17 protein-coding genes are annotated in these 13363 nt (G+C 66.1%); 12 read left to right on the plus strand and 5 right to left on the minus strand.

Annotated features, from left to right (window positions below; translation table 11 throughout):
• Nucleotides 1-222: 222 nt before the first annotated feature.
• The 8 genes from DC363_RS10615 to DC363_RS10650 all read left to right on the plus strand — a co-directional run bounded on the left by DC363_RS10615 (nt 223) and on the right by DC363_RS10650 (nt 7428).
• Nucleotides 223-450, plus strand: coding sequence for a DUF6732 family protein (locus DC363_RS10615; RefSeq protein WP_108641129.1), 228 nt, complete (start codon nt 223-225; stop codon nt 448-450).
• Nucleotides 447-1667 (plus strand): sirohydrochlorin chelatase, encoded by a 1221-nt coding sequence (locus DC363_RS10620; RefSeq protein WP_108641130.1) that lies wholly within the window; start codon nt 447-449, stop codon nt 1665-1667. The genes DC363_RS10615 and DC363_RS10620 overlap by 4 nt, the downstream gene beginning before the upstream one ends.
• Nucleotides 1668-1788: 121 nt before the next feature.
• The gene (locus DC363_RS10625) at nt 1789-2427 is read left to right on the plus strand and encodes a precorrin-8X methylmutase (protein WP_108641131.1); all 639 of its coding nucleotides are present in this window, start codon (nt 1789-1791) and stop codon (nt 2425-2427) included.
• Nucleotides 2424-3626: a precorrin-6y C5,15-methyltransferase (decarboxylating) subunit CbiE gene (gene cbiE, locus DC363_RS10630; RefSeq protein WP_108641132.1), complete on the plus strand. Its 1203-nt coding sequence runs from the start codon at nt 2424-2426 to the stop codon at nt 3624-3626. The genes DC363_RS10625 and cbiE overlap by 4 nt, the downstream gene beginning before the upstream one ends.
• 67 nt (nt 3627-3693) lie before the next feature.
• Nucleotides 3694-4410 (plus strand): precorrin-2 C(20)-methyltransferase, encoded by a 717-nt coding sequence (gene cobI, locus DC363_RS10635; RefSeq protein ID WP_108641133.1) that lies wholly within the window; start codon nt 3694-3696, stop codon nt 4408-4410.
• Complete coding sequence (gene cobJ, locus DC363_RS10640; protein ID WP_108641134.1) at nt 4392-6233, plus strand: precorrin-3B C(17)-methyltransferase; 1842 nt, start codon at nt 4392-4394, stop codon at nt 6231-6233. The genes cobI and cobJ overlap by 19 nt, the downstream gene beginning before the upstream one ends.
• Nucleotides 6230-6997, plus strand: coding sequence for a precorrin-4 C(11)-methyltransferase (cobM, locus tag DC363_RS10645; RefSeq protein WP_108641135.1), 768 nt, complete (start codon nt 6230-6232; stop codon nt 6995-6997). The genes cobJ and cobM overlap by 4 nt, the downstream gene beginning before the upstream one ends.
• An 83-nt stretch (nt 6998-7080) precedes the next feature.
• Entirely contained in the window at nt 7081-7428 is a 348-nt protein-coding gene (locus DC363_RS10650; protein WP_108641136.1) for a hypothetical protein, read from the plus strand.
• 2 nt (nt 7429-7430) lie between these two features.
• Here the strand turns inward: DC363_RS10650 and DC363_RS10655 are convergent, their stop codons facing one another.
• Complete coding sequence (locus tag DC363_RS10655) at nt 7431-8612, minus strand: MalY/PatB family protein (protein ID WP_108641137.1); 1182 nt, start codon at nt 8610-8612, stop codon at nt 7431-7433.
• A 115-nt stretch (nt 8613-8727) separates the two neighbouring features.
• Between DC363_RS10655 and def (DC363_RS10660) the strand changes: the two genes are divergently transcribed.
• From def (DC363_RS10660) to fmt, 4 genes are read left to right on the plus strand one after another with little or no spacing between them, the layout of a single operon-like run.
• Nucleotides 8728-9267, plus strand: coding sequence for a peptide deformylase (gene def, locus DC363_RS10660; protein ID WP_108641138.1), 540 nt, complete (start codon nt 8728-8730; stop codon nt 9265-9267).
• The gene (def, locus tag DC363_RS10665; RefSeq protein WP_108641139.1) at nt 9254-9748 is read left to right on the plus strand and encodes a peptide deformylase; all 495 of its coding nucleotides are present in this window, start codon (nt 9254-9256) and stop codon (nt 9746-9748) included. Before def (DC363_RS10660) ends, def (DC363_RS10665) begins: the two co-directional genes overlap by 14 nt.
• A complete protein-coding gene (gene def, locus DC363_RS10670; RefSeq protein WP_108641140.1) occupies nt 9738-10235 on the plus strand; it encodes a peptide deformylase in 498 nt (165 codons plus the stop codon). The genes def (DC363_RS10665) and def (DC363_RS10670) overlap by 11 nt, the downstream gene beginning before the upstream one ends.
• A 58-nt stretch (nt 10236-10293) precedes the next feature.
• On the plus strand, nt 10294-11202 hold the full coding sequence (fmt, locus tag DC363_RS10675; RefSeq protein WP_108641141.1) for a methionyl-tRNA formyltransferase: 909 nt from the start codon (nt 10294-10296) through the stop codon (nt 11200-11202).
• 3 nt (nt 11203-11205) lie between these two features.
• Here fmt and DC363_RS10680 read toward each other — a convergent pair whose 3' ends face one another.
• Genes DC363_RS10680 through DC363_RS10695 form a run of 4 tightly spaced genes read right to left on the minus strand, consistent with a single transcriptional unit; the run spans nt 11206 to nt 13361 of the window.
• Nucleotides 11206-11826 carry a trimeric intracellular cation channel family protein gene (locus tag DC363_RS10680; protein WP_108641142.1) on the minus strand — a complete coding sequence of 207 codons (621 nt, stop codon included), beginning with the start codon at nt 11824-11826 and terminating at the stop codon, nt 11206-11208.
• A complete protein-coding gene (gene rnhA / locus DC363_RS10685; protein ID WP_108641143.1) occupies nt 11823-12299 on the minus strand; it encodes a ribonuclease HI in 477 nt (158 codons plus the stop codon). The genes DC363_RS10680 and rnhA overlap by 4 nt, the downstream gene beginning before the upstream one ends.
• Nucleotides 12292-12894, minus strand: a complete 603-nt coding sequence (locus tag DC363_RS10690; RefSeq protein WP_108641144.1) for a class I SAM-dependent DNA methyltransferase — start codon at nt 12892-12894, stop codon at nt 12292-12294. The genes rnhA and DC363_RS10690 overlap by 8 nt, the downstream gene beginning before the upstream one ends.
• Nucleotides 12891-13361: a DUF3429 domain-containing protein gene (locus DC363_RS10695; RefSeq protein WP_108641145.1), complete on the minus strand. Its 471-nt coding sequence runs from the start codon at nt 13359-13361 to the stop codon at nt 12891-12893. The genes DC363_RS10690 and DC363_RS10695 overlap by 4 nt, the downstream gene beginning before the upstream one ends.
• Between the last annotated feature and the right edge of the window lie 2 nt (nt 13362-13363).

Consider the following 13363-nt stretch of genomic DNA (forward strand, 5'->3'; position numbering starts at 1 on the left):
GGATCGTGCATTTCCGCACAGGTCGCCAAAGAGAACGTCTGTGCCGCTATTCGGTTTGCGACGACAGGACGTTCCCGCTATAGGGAGAGGGACGACGCCACCCAATCGGGCGGCCAGAGAGGTTGGTGCGCCAAGGGTTGACCCAAAACGGGGACCTGACGCGCACATCGTCAACGCCCGCGCCGCGGGTCTCTGGCATGCCCCACGACAAGGAGACCTGACATGCGCCTCTTCCTCACCCCCCTGATGCTGCTCACCGCAGGCCCCGCTTTGGCCCATCCCGGCCACCTCGGAGAGCTGGGCGGTCATGACCATTGGATCGCTCTGGGCGGTATTGCCATCGCCGGGGCCATCGCCCTTTGGGGCATCCGCAAAAAGGCGAAAGATGCGCAGGGCGCAAAGGTCGAAGAGGATACGGCCGAGGGCGACGCGGAAGACGCAACGGCATGAGCGCGCAAAAGACTGGCGTGATGATCTGCGGGCACGGGTCGCGGTCGCAATCGGCCGTGGATGAGTTCGCCACGCTGGCCGACAAGCTGCCCGCGCTGCTGCCTGCCGACTGGCAGACCGAATACGGCTATCTCGAGTTTGCCAACCCGGTGATCCGCGACGGCCTCGACAAGCTGCGCGCCAGCGGCTGCACGCGCATTCTGGCGGTGCCGGGCATGTTGTTCGCGGCGATGCACTCCAAGAACGACATCCCCACGGTGCTCAACACCTATGCCGCCAAACACGGGATCGAGATTTCCTATGGCCGCGAGCTCGGCGTCGATCCGAAGATGATCGCCGCCGCTGCGGGCCGCATCGAAGAGGCCGAGGCTGAAGCCAATGCCGCCCACGGCGAAATTTCGCGCCATGACACCTGCCTTGTCGTCATCGGTCGTGGCGCGTCAGACCCCGACGCCAACGGCAACGTCGCCAAGATCGCGCGGATGCTGCAAGAGGGGATGGGCTTTGGCTGGCTTGAGGTCGGCTATTCCGGCGTGACCTTCCCGCTGGTCGAGCCCTGCCTCAGCCACGCTGCGAAACTCGGCTACAAACGCATCATCGTCGCGCCCTATTTCCTGTTCTCGGGCATCCTGATCGATCGGATCTACGGCTTCACCGATCAGGTCGCGGCCGAGCACCCCGGACTCCAGTTCGTGAAAGCGGATTATCTGGGTGACCATCCGGGGGTTCTTGAGACCTTTGCCGAACGGATCATCGAGCAGACGGGAAGCACGCCGCCGCCCAACTGCGGCATCTGCGGCTACCGCGAACAGGTGCTGGCCTTTGACAACGGCGAACACCGGCACATCACCCCGGACCAGCGCACTCACCCCGCGTTTTCCGACACCCCGCCGCCCACCTGCGTGCTGTGCAAATACCGCGTGCAGGTGCTTGGCTTCGAAGGCGAAGTCGGCGCGGTGCAGGAAAGCCATCACCACCACGTCGAAGGGCAGGGCGCCTCGGCGCCTGGGTCGAACGTGGCCGATTGCAGCCTCTGCGACAGCTTCTGCACGGGCCTGTGCCGGTTGGAGATGGGCGGACATCACCACCACCATGGACACGACCACCACCATCACGGGCATGATCATGACCACGGGCACGACCACCATCACCATGCCGAATACCCCCATGCGGACCACCCCCACGGCCCCGAAAGCGCGCGCAAGGTGCAGGCATGATCGGCCATCGCGATCAGTTGTCGTGCGGCAGCCTGCCTCGCGCGGCGCTTGCCCCTTCATCTGACCATTAAACTCCCGCCGGAGGCCCTGTCGTCTGGCCTCCACACCCAAAGGCCCGCCCATGCGCCCCTACGAAAAAGACCCCGCGGCCATCTACGCGCAAAGCTTCGCCACCGTGGCGAAGGAAGCCCGGCTTGAGCGCTTCCCGGAGCCGTTGCACAAGATCATCACCCGGTTGATCCACGCCTGCGGCATGGTCGAGATCGCCGACCGTCTGGCCTATACCCAGACCGTGACCGAAGCGGGGGCGCAGGCGCTGCAAAACGGCGCGCCAATCTTGTGCGACTGTGAAATGGTCGGTGCGGGGATCATCCGCCGCTACCTGCCCAAGGATAACCCGGTGATCGTGACGCTTAACGATCCGCGCACGCCCGAGCACGCCCGCGCCATCGGCAACACCCGCTCTGCCGCTGCGGTGGAGTTCTGGGAGCCGCACATCGAAGGTGCGGTGGTCGCCATCGGCAACGCGCCCACGGCGCTTTTCCACCTGCTCGACCTGCTCGATCAGGGCTTCCCGAAACCGGCTGCGATTCTGGGCTTCCCCGTGGGCTTTGTGGGCGCGGCGGAGTCCAAAGCCGAACTGGCGACCAATCCGCGCGGGGTCGATTTCATCGCCCTGCGCGGTCGCAAGGGCGGCTCTGCCATGGCGTCGGCTGCGGTGAACGCGCTGGCGGCGGGGCTACCCGAGGTGCAATCATGACCCCGCCGTGGCTGCATATCGTCGGGATCGGTGAAGATGGCATGGACGGGCTGACCCCCGCCACCCGCGCCGTGGTCGAAGCGGCCGAGGTGATCGTCGGCGGCGACCGGCATCACACGTTGTCGGCCAACCCGGGTGCCGAGCGCATCGCCTGGCCCTCACCCTTTGATGCGATGATCGACACGCTGGTGGCATTGAAAGATCGCCGGGTCGTGGTGCTCGTGACCGGCGATCCGCTGTGGTTCTCGGTCGGGGCCCGCATCGGCCGCGCCATCCCCCCGCAGGAGATCGTCTATCACCCGCAACTGAGCGCTTTCCAGCTGGCCGCCGCGCGCATGGGATGGTCGCTGGCGGATGTCGAAACGCTCACCGTGCATGGGCGTCCGGTGGAGCAGATGATCGCCTTCATCCAACCGGACCAGAAGCTGATCGTGTTGACCACCGGCGCGGAAACCCCCGGCCAGATTGCGAAGTTCCTGAGTGAGCGGGGGTTCGGCGGGTCGCACCTGACCGTGCTGGCGGCCATGGGCGGTGCGCGTGAAGAACGCTTTGACGGCACCGCAGCCGATTGGGCGCATGAAGTGCCGGCGTTCAACACGCTGTGCATCGATTGTGTCGCCGCCCCCGATGCGGCCCTTCTGCCCCGGGTGCCCGGGCTTGCGGATGATCTGTTCCAGTCCGACGGCACCATGACCAAGCAAGAGGTGCGCGCCGCCACCGTGGCCAAGCTCATGCCCATGCGGGGCGCGCTGCTTTGGGACATCGGCACCGGCTGCGGCTCGGTCGCTATCGAATGGATGCGTGCCGCGCGCTATGCCCGCGCCATCGGGATCGAGCCGCGCGCCGACCGCCGCGCCATGGCCGCCGAGAACGCGCTGGCGCTGGGCGCGCCCAAGCTGGAACTGATCGACGGCACGGTGCCCGCTGCGCTGGACGGCTTGGAGGCACCGGACGCGGTCTTCATCGGCGGCGGGCTGTCGCGGGCGACGTTCGAGGCGGTCTGGGCCGCCGTGCGGCCCCTTGGCCGCGTGGTGGCCAATGCGGTGACACTGGAATCCGAGGCCGAATTGATCGCCCTGCATCGCGAGTTCGGCGGCGATCTGGTGAAGTTGCAGACCCATCGCGCGGAACCGGTGGGGCGGCTGACCGGCTGGCGTCCGTCGATGCCGGTGACGCAGTGGAGCCTGATCAAGCGATGACGGAGCCCGTGGCGGATCGGCCCTGCGGGGCGAGTTTACCTGGTCAGATGAAGCCGGGGGGGCGCCTGTGACCGCAGCCGGAACCCTGTATGGCGTGGGGCTTGGACCCGGCGCGCCGGATCTGATCACTCTGCGCGCGGCGCGCCTGATCGAGCGGGCGGAGGTGATCGCCTATCCTGCGCTGGCCGGGGGCGAGAGCTTCGCCCGTGCGATTGCAGCGGAGTTGATACCGGACGGCGTGCGCGAGATCGTGATGGACGTACCCATGACCGTGGCCCGCGCACCGGCGCAGGCCGCTTATGACGCAGGCGCGGCAGAGATCGCCAGGGCGTTGTCGGCCGGGCAGGATGTTGTCTGCCTGTGCGAAGGGGACCCGTTCTTCTATGGCTCCTTCATGTATGTGCACGCCCGCCTGAAGGACCGCTTCGAGGTTCGTGTGGTGCCCGGCGTCACGTCAATCACCGCCTGTGCGGCCGAAGCCGGGCGGCCGCTCGTGGCGCGGAATGAGCGGCTGACCGTGTTGCCCGGCCCGATGGACGAGGCCGAGCTGCGCGACCGGATCGCCGGCGCCGAGGCCGTGGCAATTATGAAGGTCGGGCGGCACCTGCCGAAGATCCGCGCAGTGATAGACAGCCTCGGCTTGACGGAACAGGCGAGTTATATCGAACGCGCGACCCTGCCCGAACAGGTTGTCGTGCCGCTGTCGCAGGCCCCGGAGCGGGCGCCTTATTTTTCAATGATCCTGCTGACGAAAGGGGCCGACCCATGGCTCTCACCCCGGTAATCCTTGCCCTGTCGAAATCCGGCGAAGCCACCGCCCATGCCATCGCCGATGCGCTGGGCTGTGCAGTGCATGGCCGAGAAGGGCGGGTCGATCGCGCCGATGCCTTCTTTGCTAACGCGCTGGATCATGCACGGGATCTGTTCGCGGCGGGCGTGCCGATCATCGGGGTCTGCGCCTCTGGGATCTTGATCCGTGGGGTCGCGTCGCTGTTGAACGACAAGACGAGCGAGCCGCCGGTGTTGTCCGTGTCGGACGACGGGCGGGTTGTGGTGCCGCTGCTGGGCGGGCATCGCGGCGCCAACCGGTTGGCGCGGCAGGTGGCCGATGCGCTGGGCGGTGTCGCGGCGGTGACGACCGCGGGGGATGTGGCGCTTGGGGTGGCGCTGGATGAACCGCCGGAAGGCTTCCGTTTGCAGAACCCGCAGGACGCCAAGCCGGTGATGGCGGCCCTTCTGTCCGGTGGCGGCGTCACGAGGGAGGGCGCGCCGATCTTCGACGCCGAGCTGCCCGCGGGGCCGGAGGTATCGCTCACCGTGACCGACGCGCCCGAGGCCGGGTCCGACGCGCGCCTTGTGTATCATCCGCAACGCTTTACGCTCGGGCTGGGCTGCGCGCGCAATGCCGATGTCGAAGAGATGTGGCAGCACGTGCAGCGCGTTCTGGACGAGCGTGGCATCGCTGAAGGAGCGATTGCCTGTGTGGCCTCGATCGATTTGAAGGCAGATGAACCGGCGATCATCGAAACTGCGAAACGTCTTGGCGTGCCGCTGCGCGTTTTCACGGCCGGCGAGCTGGACGCGGAAACCCCACGGTTGGCCAACCCGTCTGACGTCGTAAAGGCCGAGGTCGGCACCCATGGCGTCTGCGAAGCTGCGGCTTTGGCAGCAGCGGGATCGGACGCGGTCTTGCAGGTCGAAAAGACCAAGACCGCGACAACGACCTGCGCCTTGGCTCGCGCGCCGCAGCCGATCACCGAATTGCGGGGCCGCGCCCGCGGGCGTCTCAGCGTTGTCGGCATCGGGCCGGGGCAAGCCGCCTGGCGCACGCCCGAGGTGTCGCGCTTGATTGGCGAGGCTGAGGAGCTTGTGGGCTACGGGCTCTACATCGACCTGCTTGGTCCCTTGGCAGCAGGCAAGACCCGGTCTGACTTCCCGCTGGGCGGAGAGGAGGCCAGGTGCCGCTATGCGTTGGAGCAAGCCGCCCAAGGCAAGAACGTCGCGCTGGTCTGCTCGGGTGATGCGGGCATTTATGCCATGGGCGCGCTGGTGTTCGAATTGCTCGACCGGGGCCCCGACGCCGAAGGGGTCAGCGATGCCGCCCGTCGGGTCGAGGTCATCTGCTCGCCCGGGGTGAGTGCTTTGCAAGGGGCCGCGGCACGGGCCGGGGCGCCATTGGGGCACGACTTCTGCACCATCAGCCTGTCGGACCTGCTGACCCCGCGCGACGACATTCTGCGCCGGTTGCAGGCGGCGGCCGAGGGGGATTTTGTCATTGCCTTCTACAATCCCGTCTCGAAAACCCGCCGCACGCTGCTGGCCGAGGCTCGGGATATTCTTCTGCGACACCGCCCGGCCGATACGCCGGTGATGCTGGCGACGAACCTTGGCCGACCGACCGAGCACGTGCGCTATCGCCGGTTGGACGCGCTGGAGGTGGACGAGGTCGATATGCTCACCGTCGTGCTGGTCGGTTCGTCCAACACGCGTCTGGCTCAGTTGGGCGAAGGGCCGCGCATGTTCACCCCGCGCGGCTATGCCCGCAAGATCGACGGCGACCTGACCGTCAAACGCCACGACCCTTACATGCCTGAGGCCACATCATGACTGTTTATTTCATCGGCGCCGGTCCGGGCGATCCGGAGCTTCTGACCCTCAAGGCCGCGCGACTGATCGCGGCCTGTCCTGTGTGTTTGTATGCAGGCTCGCTGGTCCCGGAAGAGGTCGTGTCCATTGCGCCCGAAGGTGCCTTGGTCATGGACACCGCCCCCATGCATCTGGACGAAACCCACGCGGCAATCGTCAAGGCCCACGAAAAGGGGCAGGACGTCGCGCGAGTGCACTCGGGCGACCCGTCGCTTTACGGTGCGATTGCCGAGCAGATCCGGCGCTTGAAAGCGGACGGGATCGACTATGAGATCATCCCGGGCGTGCCGGCCTATACGGCGGCGGCGGCGGCGCTTGGGCAGGAACTCACCGTGCCGGAAGTGGCGCAATCCATCGTGCTCACCCGCATGTCGATGAAGTCCACCGGCATGCCCGCGGGCGAGACGTTGGAGAACTTCGGCCGCACGGGCACGACACTTGCGATCCACCTCGGCATCCGGGCCCTGCGCGAGATCGAGCGGCAGTTGATCCCCCATTATGGTGCCGAATGCCCCGTGGCCGTGATCTACCGCGTGGGATGGCCGGACCAGTTGATCCTGCGCGGCACGCTGGGCGACATTCGCGCCAAGGTGCGCGACGCCAAGATCACCCGCACGGCACTGATTCTCCTTGGTCCCGCGTTGTCGGACGATCACGGCTTCCCGGATTCAGCTCTTTATGATGCGGCCAAACCCCATGTTTTAAGGCCGAAAGTGAAGGTTTAGGGGCGCGTCTGTTCTTTTTGAAAGGGTTAACTTGACGGTTACCAGAAATGCGCCATCCTGATCGCCATAGGATGGAGGCCCCAATGCTTGAATCTTTGCCAGACTCGATCACAGCCGAACTGCGCGCCGCCCAGCGTGCCGCACGGGGCAAACGCAGCCGCCTGCGGGTTGAGGCGAACGGCGAGAGCTACCGAATCCTGCGTCTGACGCCGGAGGGGTTTGCCCTTGATCTCGAGGACGCGCCAAAGCTGCGCGGGCTGGTCGATATCTACGACGGCGGGCGCCACCTGAGCCAATGCCTGATCGTGGCTGCCGCCGAAGACGGCGACCAAATGGTCTATGACTTCAAACGCAACACCAGCGCCAGCGGTGGAGTGCCGCTTGATTTCGAACGGGACGAGGATGCCCCGATCGCTCTGCTGGGCCGCTAGGCTTACTGCAGATCGCGGAACGCCTGCTGAATCCGCGCGATGGCCTCATCGACCCGCGCGCGGGGGGTGCCGATGTTGAACCGGTGATGCAGCGCGCCGCCGGTGCCCAGACCATCGCCCGGCGTGGGCAGCACGCGGGCGTCCTCATACAGGCGTTTGCGCACCTCGGCGTCGGACATGCCGGTGCCGCTGAAATCGACCCATCCCAGATAGGTCCCCTCCATGGGCATGGCGCGCAGGCCCGGAACTTCGTTCAAGCCGTCACAAAGCGCCGTCCGGTTGCCGTCCAACACCCCCATGAGCGCATCGACCCAGTCCGCGCCTTCGGGCGAATAGGCCGCGCAGGTCAGGTCCGCGCCGAACCGGTTGGGCTGGATGTCCAGCGTGTCGTAGAACGCCGCGAACCGCGCGCGCAGGTCGCTGTCGGGCACAATGGCATAGCCGGTCCGCAGCCCCGCGATGTCGAAGGTTTTTGACGCGGCAGACAGGACGATCAGATTGGGCAGCGAATCCGGCGCGTTGAGCGCGGTGGGCGTGTGCGTGTAGCCCGGATAGGCCAGATCCATGTGAATCTCGTCCGAGATCAACAACAGCTCGTTGCGCGCGCAAAACGCCGAAAGTTCCTGGATTTCTTCCGGTGTCCAGGTCCGCCCGGCGGGATTGTGCGGGCTGCAGAACATCACCGCCCGTTCCGTGCCGCTTAGCTGCGCCTCAAGCGCTGAAAGGTTCATGCGGAACACGCCGGTTTCGTCGATTTCCAGCGGGGATTCGACGACGACGCGACCGTTGCGGCGGATCTTGTTGTAGAATTCGTGATAGACGGGGCTGAAGACAATGATCCCGTCGCCGGGTTCGGTCAGGGCCTGCAGGACCAGCCCCACCGCATTGCCGATCCCGTGTGTGGGGAACACATGGGCGGGGTCCGGCGTCCAGCCGTGCCGCGTCTGATACCACCACGACACGCGCTGCGCGAAGTTGTCATAGGGGAAATATCCGTATTCGCCCGCCTCGATGACGGCCCGGGCCGCCTGCTGCAGGAACGGGGCGGGCTGGAAATCCATCTGCGCGACCCACATGGGGATCATGTCGTCTGCAGGCTCATGGCCCAGAAGCGCGTCCATCATGTGCCATTTGCTGCTGCGTCCGGCAGCTGTGGTCTTCTGGGTCTCGAAGTCGAATTGCATCAATCTTGCCCTTGCGCGGTTGTGTCGACCTCAAAGGCTAGTGGACAGCCCCTTGAACGCAAGGTGAAAAATCCTTGCCGTTGCGCTTTGCAGGTGGCCGCCTTAAATGACCGCCATGACATTGCGACCGATCCTGATCCATCCCGACCCGCGCCTGAAGGCCAAAGCCGATCCCGTGGCGGAGTTTGACCGCGACCTTGCCGCGCTGGCCGACGACATGCTTGAAACCATGTATGACGCGCCGGGCATCGGTTTGGCCGCGCCACAGCTTGGCATCCTTAAGCGGGTGCTGGTGATGGACTGCGTGAAAGAGGAGAACGCCACGCCGGAGCCGATGGTGCTGATCAACCCCACGGTGATCGAAGCGTCCGAGGACCTCAACGTCTATGAAGAGGGCTGTCTGTCGATCCCCGAGCAATACGCCGAAGTGGAGCGTCCCGCCGTAGTCAAGGTGGAATGGACCGACCTTGCGGGCAAACAGGTCCAGCAGGAGTTTGACGGGCTTTGGGCCACCTGCGTGCAGCACGAGATCGACCATCTGAACGGCAAGCTGTTCATCGACTACCTCAAGCCGTTGAAACGGCAGATGATCACCCGCAAGATGCAAAAGCTGAAGCGCGAACTGGCCAGAGAGGCCAAGAATGGCCGTTCGTGAGCTCCGCCTGTGGCCCGATCCTGTCCTGAGCCAGGTTTGCGATCCGGTCGATCCTGCGGACCCTGAACTCGGGGCGCTGATCGGCGATCTGTTCGACACGCTCTATGCAGCTGGCGGACGGGGCCTTGCCGCGCCGCAGATCGCCGTGCTGCACCGGGTCTTCGTCGTCGATGTGACTTGGAAAGAGGGGGCGCGCGACCCGCGTGTTTTCATCAATCCGGTGCTGGAAAAGGCGCATGGTGAGGCGGCGACCATGGACGAGCAATGCCTGTCCATTCCCGACCTGCCGATGCCCGTGACGCGCCCCCAGACACTCCGACTGACATGGGACGCGCAGGACGGCACGCGGATGTCCGGCACGTTCGACGGCATCCTTGCGCGGTGCATCCAGCACGAACTGGACCACCTGAACGGAACCGTCATTTTCGATCACCAGTCGCCCGAAGACCGGGCCGCGCTTGAGGCCCGTTATGCCGCATAGACCCTTCGTGCCCTATCCCGCGCGCGTGTTGCGCACCCCGGCGCGGGAGGTGGAGGAGATCACCGACGAGGTGCGCGCCCTTTGGGACGAGATGATCGAGGCGATGGATGCCATGCCCGGCGTCGGACTTGCCGCGCCGCAATTGGGCGTGGCCCTGCGTCTCGCGGTGGTCGATGCCTCGGACAAACGCGGGCAGGCGGTGCGGCTGGCGAACCCGACGATCCTGCTCGCGTCACACGAGTTGCGCCTGCATGAGGAAGCCTCGCCCAATGTGCCGGGGGTCTCGGCCGCACTTGAGCGGCCCCGTGCGGTGACCGTGCGTTTCATCAACGAGGCGGGACAGCCGGACGAGCAGGATTTCGTCGGCCTCTGGGCCACCAGCGTGCAGCACCAGATCGACCACTTGAACGGCAAGATGTATTTTGACCGGCTGAGCCGGACCAAACGGGATATGTTGCTGAAGAAGGCGCGCAAACTGAACGGATAGGCGCGGGGCGGGCCGACCCTCCGGGGGGAGTTTGGCGGGTCAGATGAAGGGGAACGGAATGCGTATTGTTTTCATGGGAACGCCCGAGTTCTCGGTACCGGTGCTGGACGCGCTGGTGGCGGCCGGACACGAGATTGCCGCCGTCTATTCCCAGCCGCCGCGCCCGGCCGGTCGTGGCAAGAAAGAGCGCCCATCACCGGTGCAGGCGCGGGCCGAGGCGTTGGGGCTTGAGGTGCGGCATCCGGTGTCCCTGAAGGGGGCCGAAGCGCAGCAAGCCTTTGCAGCGCTCGCTGCGGATGTGGCTGTGGTCGTGGCCTACGGGTTGATCCTGCCGCAGGCGGTGCTGGATGCGCCGACGCGGGGCTGTCTGAACATCCATGCCTCGCTCTTGCCGCGCTGGCGCGGTGCGGCGCCGATCCACCGCGCGATCATGGCCGGAGACGCACAGACCGGGGTCTGCATCATGCAGATGGACGCCGGATTGGACACCGGCGACGTCCTGCTGCGCCGCGAGATTGATATCGCACCGCGCGAGACGACCGGCGATCTGCATGACCGGTTGGCGGCGCTGGGGGCAGAGGCGATCGTCGATGCGCTGGCGCGGCTGGACACGCTCACCCCCGTGCCGCAGGCCGAGGAGGGCGTGACCTATGCCAGCAAGATCGACAAGGCCGAGGCGCGGATCGACTGGGCGCAGCCCGCTCCGGACATCGTGCGGCTTATCAACGGTTTGTCACCCTTCCCCGGTGCATGGAGCGACATGGGCGGAGAGCGGGTGAAATTCCTGCGCGCAGCGGCCTCGGACCTGTTCCTGCGCCCCGGTGAGGTGCATGTCGACGGCGACCGTATGATCATCGGCGCAGGGCATGGTTCGGTCGAGATTCTGAACCTGCAGCGGGCGGGCAAGAAAGCGACGCCGGTGGCCGATGTGCTGAAAGGCTGGGCGCCCGAGGCGCGGTTCCTGTGACGCCTAGCTGCGCGGCGGCTGGCTTTTATAGACCGGCAGTCGCCACTGGAAGGCAAGGCCCCCGGCCCGCAAGGCGAAGGTGACCGCGCCGCAGAGCAGCAGCGCCAGAGGCAGCGGCCCCGCCGCCGTGAGGGTGAGAACCGCCGCAACCGCCCCGGCCAGCGCACAGGTCACGTAGAGTTCCCCCTGTTTGAGGACCAGCGGCACCTCATTGCAGACCACGTCGCGCATGAGCCCGCCCAGACAGCCGGTCGTGATCCCCATGATCAACACGATGGGCCAGGACGCGCCTTGATCGACCGCCGCCGCCACCCCCGCAGGCACGGCGACGGACAGCGCCACCGCATCCAGCCAGAAGATCGCCTTGAGCCGAGATTCAAGCACATGGGCGGTGAAGAACACCAGCACGGCGGCCAGACTGGCGACGAAGATGTATGTCGGCTCTTCCACCCAGAACACCGCGCGTTTCAGGATCACGTCGCGCATCGTGCCGCCGCCCACCGCCGTCAGGCAAGCCATGAAGACGAAGCCGACGATGTCGAGTTGCGCACGGCTCGCCACCAGCGCGCCGGTCAGGGCAAACACGAAGACCGCCGCGTAATCCAGCGCGAGCGTTGCGGTCATGACGCGGCCCGCGTTCCCGCCTTGGCCGGTTTGTAGGGCGCCATGCCGGCCCGCGCCAACTCGTCCGCGCGCTCGTTCTCGGGGTGGCCGGCGTGGCCCTTGACCCATTCCCACGTCACGTCATGGCGCGCGCGCGCGGCGTCCAGCCGTTGCCAAAGGTCGATATTCTTGATCTCGCCGCCCTTCTTCTTCCAGCCCTTCGCCTTCCAGCTGTAGATCCACTTGGTGATCCCGTCCTTGACGTAGGAGCTGTCGGTGACGACGGTCAGTTTCGACGGCTTGGACAGGGCCTCAAGCGCGGAAATCGCGGCGAGCAGTTCCATCCGATTGTTGGTGGTGCGCGCCTCGCCCCCGTTCAGTTCGCGTTCCTTGACGACGACCCCGCCATCGCGCGCGACCAGAAGGGCGCCCCAGCCGCCGGGGCCGGGATTGCCGGAACAGGCGCCATCGGTATAGGCAAAAAGCTCAGCCATGATGTTTCTGCGCCATCAGAACGATCCACCAATCGTCGCTGCCCGACAGACCGACCTCATGCCCGGTGTCCTGGGCGATGATGTCCAGCCCGGCGGCTTCCAGCATCTGCCGCAGCTCTTTCGCGCGGACATAGGTGTAGCGGCGCCCCAGCGTGTCGCGCCCTTCGCCATCGCCGGTTTTCATCCCGATATGAAAGACGCCCGCGTCCTTCAGCGCGGTGGCGATGCGGTCCAGATGGCGGGGCAGGTCCGCGCGCGTGGCGTGCAGCAGCGAGAAGTTCGCCCAGATGCCATCGTAGAGCGCGGTTGCGTCCAGCTCGTCGAAGGTTGCCTGCCGCGCGGTGACACCGGGCTTCGCCTGCGCCAGGCGCACCATTTCGGGAGAGGCATCCGTGGCATCGACCCGCAGGCCCGCCGCCGCCATATGTGCCGCCGCGCTGCCCGGCCCGCAGCCCAGATCCAGCACGCGCCCGCCGTCGGGCACCGCGTTGATGAATCGCTGCAACAGGGCACTTGGCGCGTCACCGGCAAACCGGCTTTCGTAATCCTCGGCCCGCGCGTCATAAACGGCGAGCGTTTCCTTGTCTGTCGTCATAGCGTTATGGGCAACAAGCACATGATGACCCCTCCTGTCAGAATGCAGCGTAGCGCCATCCACCAGCGCGGGGCCAGCCCCCAGCGCCAAAAGACGTAGTCGAGGGCGAGGAGCGCCAGAAAGCCCGTGATGAGGTTGATCGCCGCAGACACCGGCCCGCCGCCGACCATGAAGAACGCCCAGAGCGCGGGCAGGGTGGACAATGCGTAGCCCACCGCCGCCTGTGCGCCGCTGGTGTTGGCGGCAAAGCCCCAAAGCACGCCGGACATGAACGACAGGATAACTGTTCCGTAGGCCAGCCCCACATAGGGGCCGGAAAATCGCGGCCCGATCGCCTCGGTCGTGAGCGCGGCGAGCGCGGGCGAATAGAGCGTCACCACCCCCCAGACGAAGGGCAGCAAGCCCGCCAGCCCGAGGATCAGCGCCGGACGGGGGATTTCAAGGAAGGTCGCGGTGTTGGGTGACATGA

The organism is Thalassorhabdomicrobium marinisediminis (assembly GCF_003072065.1).
In the GTDB taxonomy this organism is placed as follows: domain Bacteria; phylum Pseudomonadota; class Alphaproteobacteria; order Rhodobacterales; family Rhodobacteraceae; genus Octadecabacter; species Octadecabacter marinisediminis.

Bases quoted from the DNA above. Each gene is read 5' to 3' on its own strand.
- DC363_RS10615 (WP_108641129.1), top strand. From the start codon at position 223: ATGCGCCTCTTCCTCACCCCCCTGATGCTGCTCACCGCAGGCCCCGCT.
- DC363_RS10620 (WP_108641130.1), top strand. From the start codon at position 447: ATGAGCGCGCAAAAGACTGGCGTGATGATCTGCGGGCACGGGTCGCGG.
- DC363_RS10625 (WP_108641131.1), top strand. From the start codon at position 1,789: ATGCGCCCCTACGAAAAAGACCCCGCGGCCATCTACGCGCAAAGCTTC.
- cbiE (WP_108641132.1), top strand. From the start codon at position 2,424: ATGACCCCGCCGTGGCTGCATATCGTCGGGATCGGTGAAGATGGCATG.
- cobJ (WP_108641134.1), top strand. From the start codon at position 4,392: ATGGCTCTCACCCCGGTAATCCTTGCCCTGTCGAAATCCGGCGAAGCC.
- cobM (WP_108641135.1), top strand. From the start codon at position 6,230: ATGACTGTTTATTTCATCGGCGCCGGTCCGGGCGATCCGGAGCTTCTG.
- DC363_RS10650 (WP_108641136.1), top strand. From the start codon at position 7,081: ATGCTTGAATCTTTGCCAGACTCGATCACAGCCGAACTGCGCGCCGCC.
- DC363_RS10655 (WP_108641137.1), bottom strand. From the start codon at position 8,612: ATGCAATTCGACTTCGAGACCCAGAAGACCACAGCTGCCGGACGCAGC.
- def (WP_108641138.1), top strand. From the start codon at position 8,728: ATGACATTGCGACCGATCCTGATCCATCCCGACCCGCGCCTGAAGGCC.
- def (WP_108641139.1), top strand. From the start codon at position 9,254: ATGGCCGTTCGTGAGCTCCGCCTGTGGCCCGATCCTGTCCTGAGCCAG.
- def (WP_108641140.1), top strand. From the start codon at position 9,738: ATGCCGCATAGACCCTTCGTGCCCTATCCCGCGCGCGTGTTGCGCACC.
- fmt (WP_108641141.1), top strand. From the start codon at position 10,294: ATGCGTATTGTTTTCATGGGAACGCCCGAGTTCTCGGTACCGGTGCTG.
- DC363_RS10680 (WP_108641142.1), bottom strand. From the start codon at position 11,826: ATGACCGCAACGCTCGCGCTGGATTACGCGGCGGTCTTCGTGTTTGCC.
- rnhA (WP_108641143.1), bottom strand. From the start codon at position 12,299: ATGGCTGAGCTTTTTGCCTATACCGATGGCGCCTGTTCCGGCAATCCC.
- DC363_RS10690 (WP_108641144.1), bottom strand. From the start codon at position 12,894: ATGACGACAGACAAGGAAACGCTCGCCGTTTATGACGCGCGGGCCGAG.
- DC363_RS10695 (WP_108641145.1), bottom strand. From the start codon at position 13,361: ATGTCACCCAACACCGCGACCTTCCTTGAAATCCCCCGTCCGGCGCTG.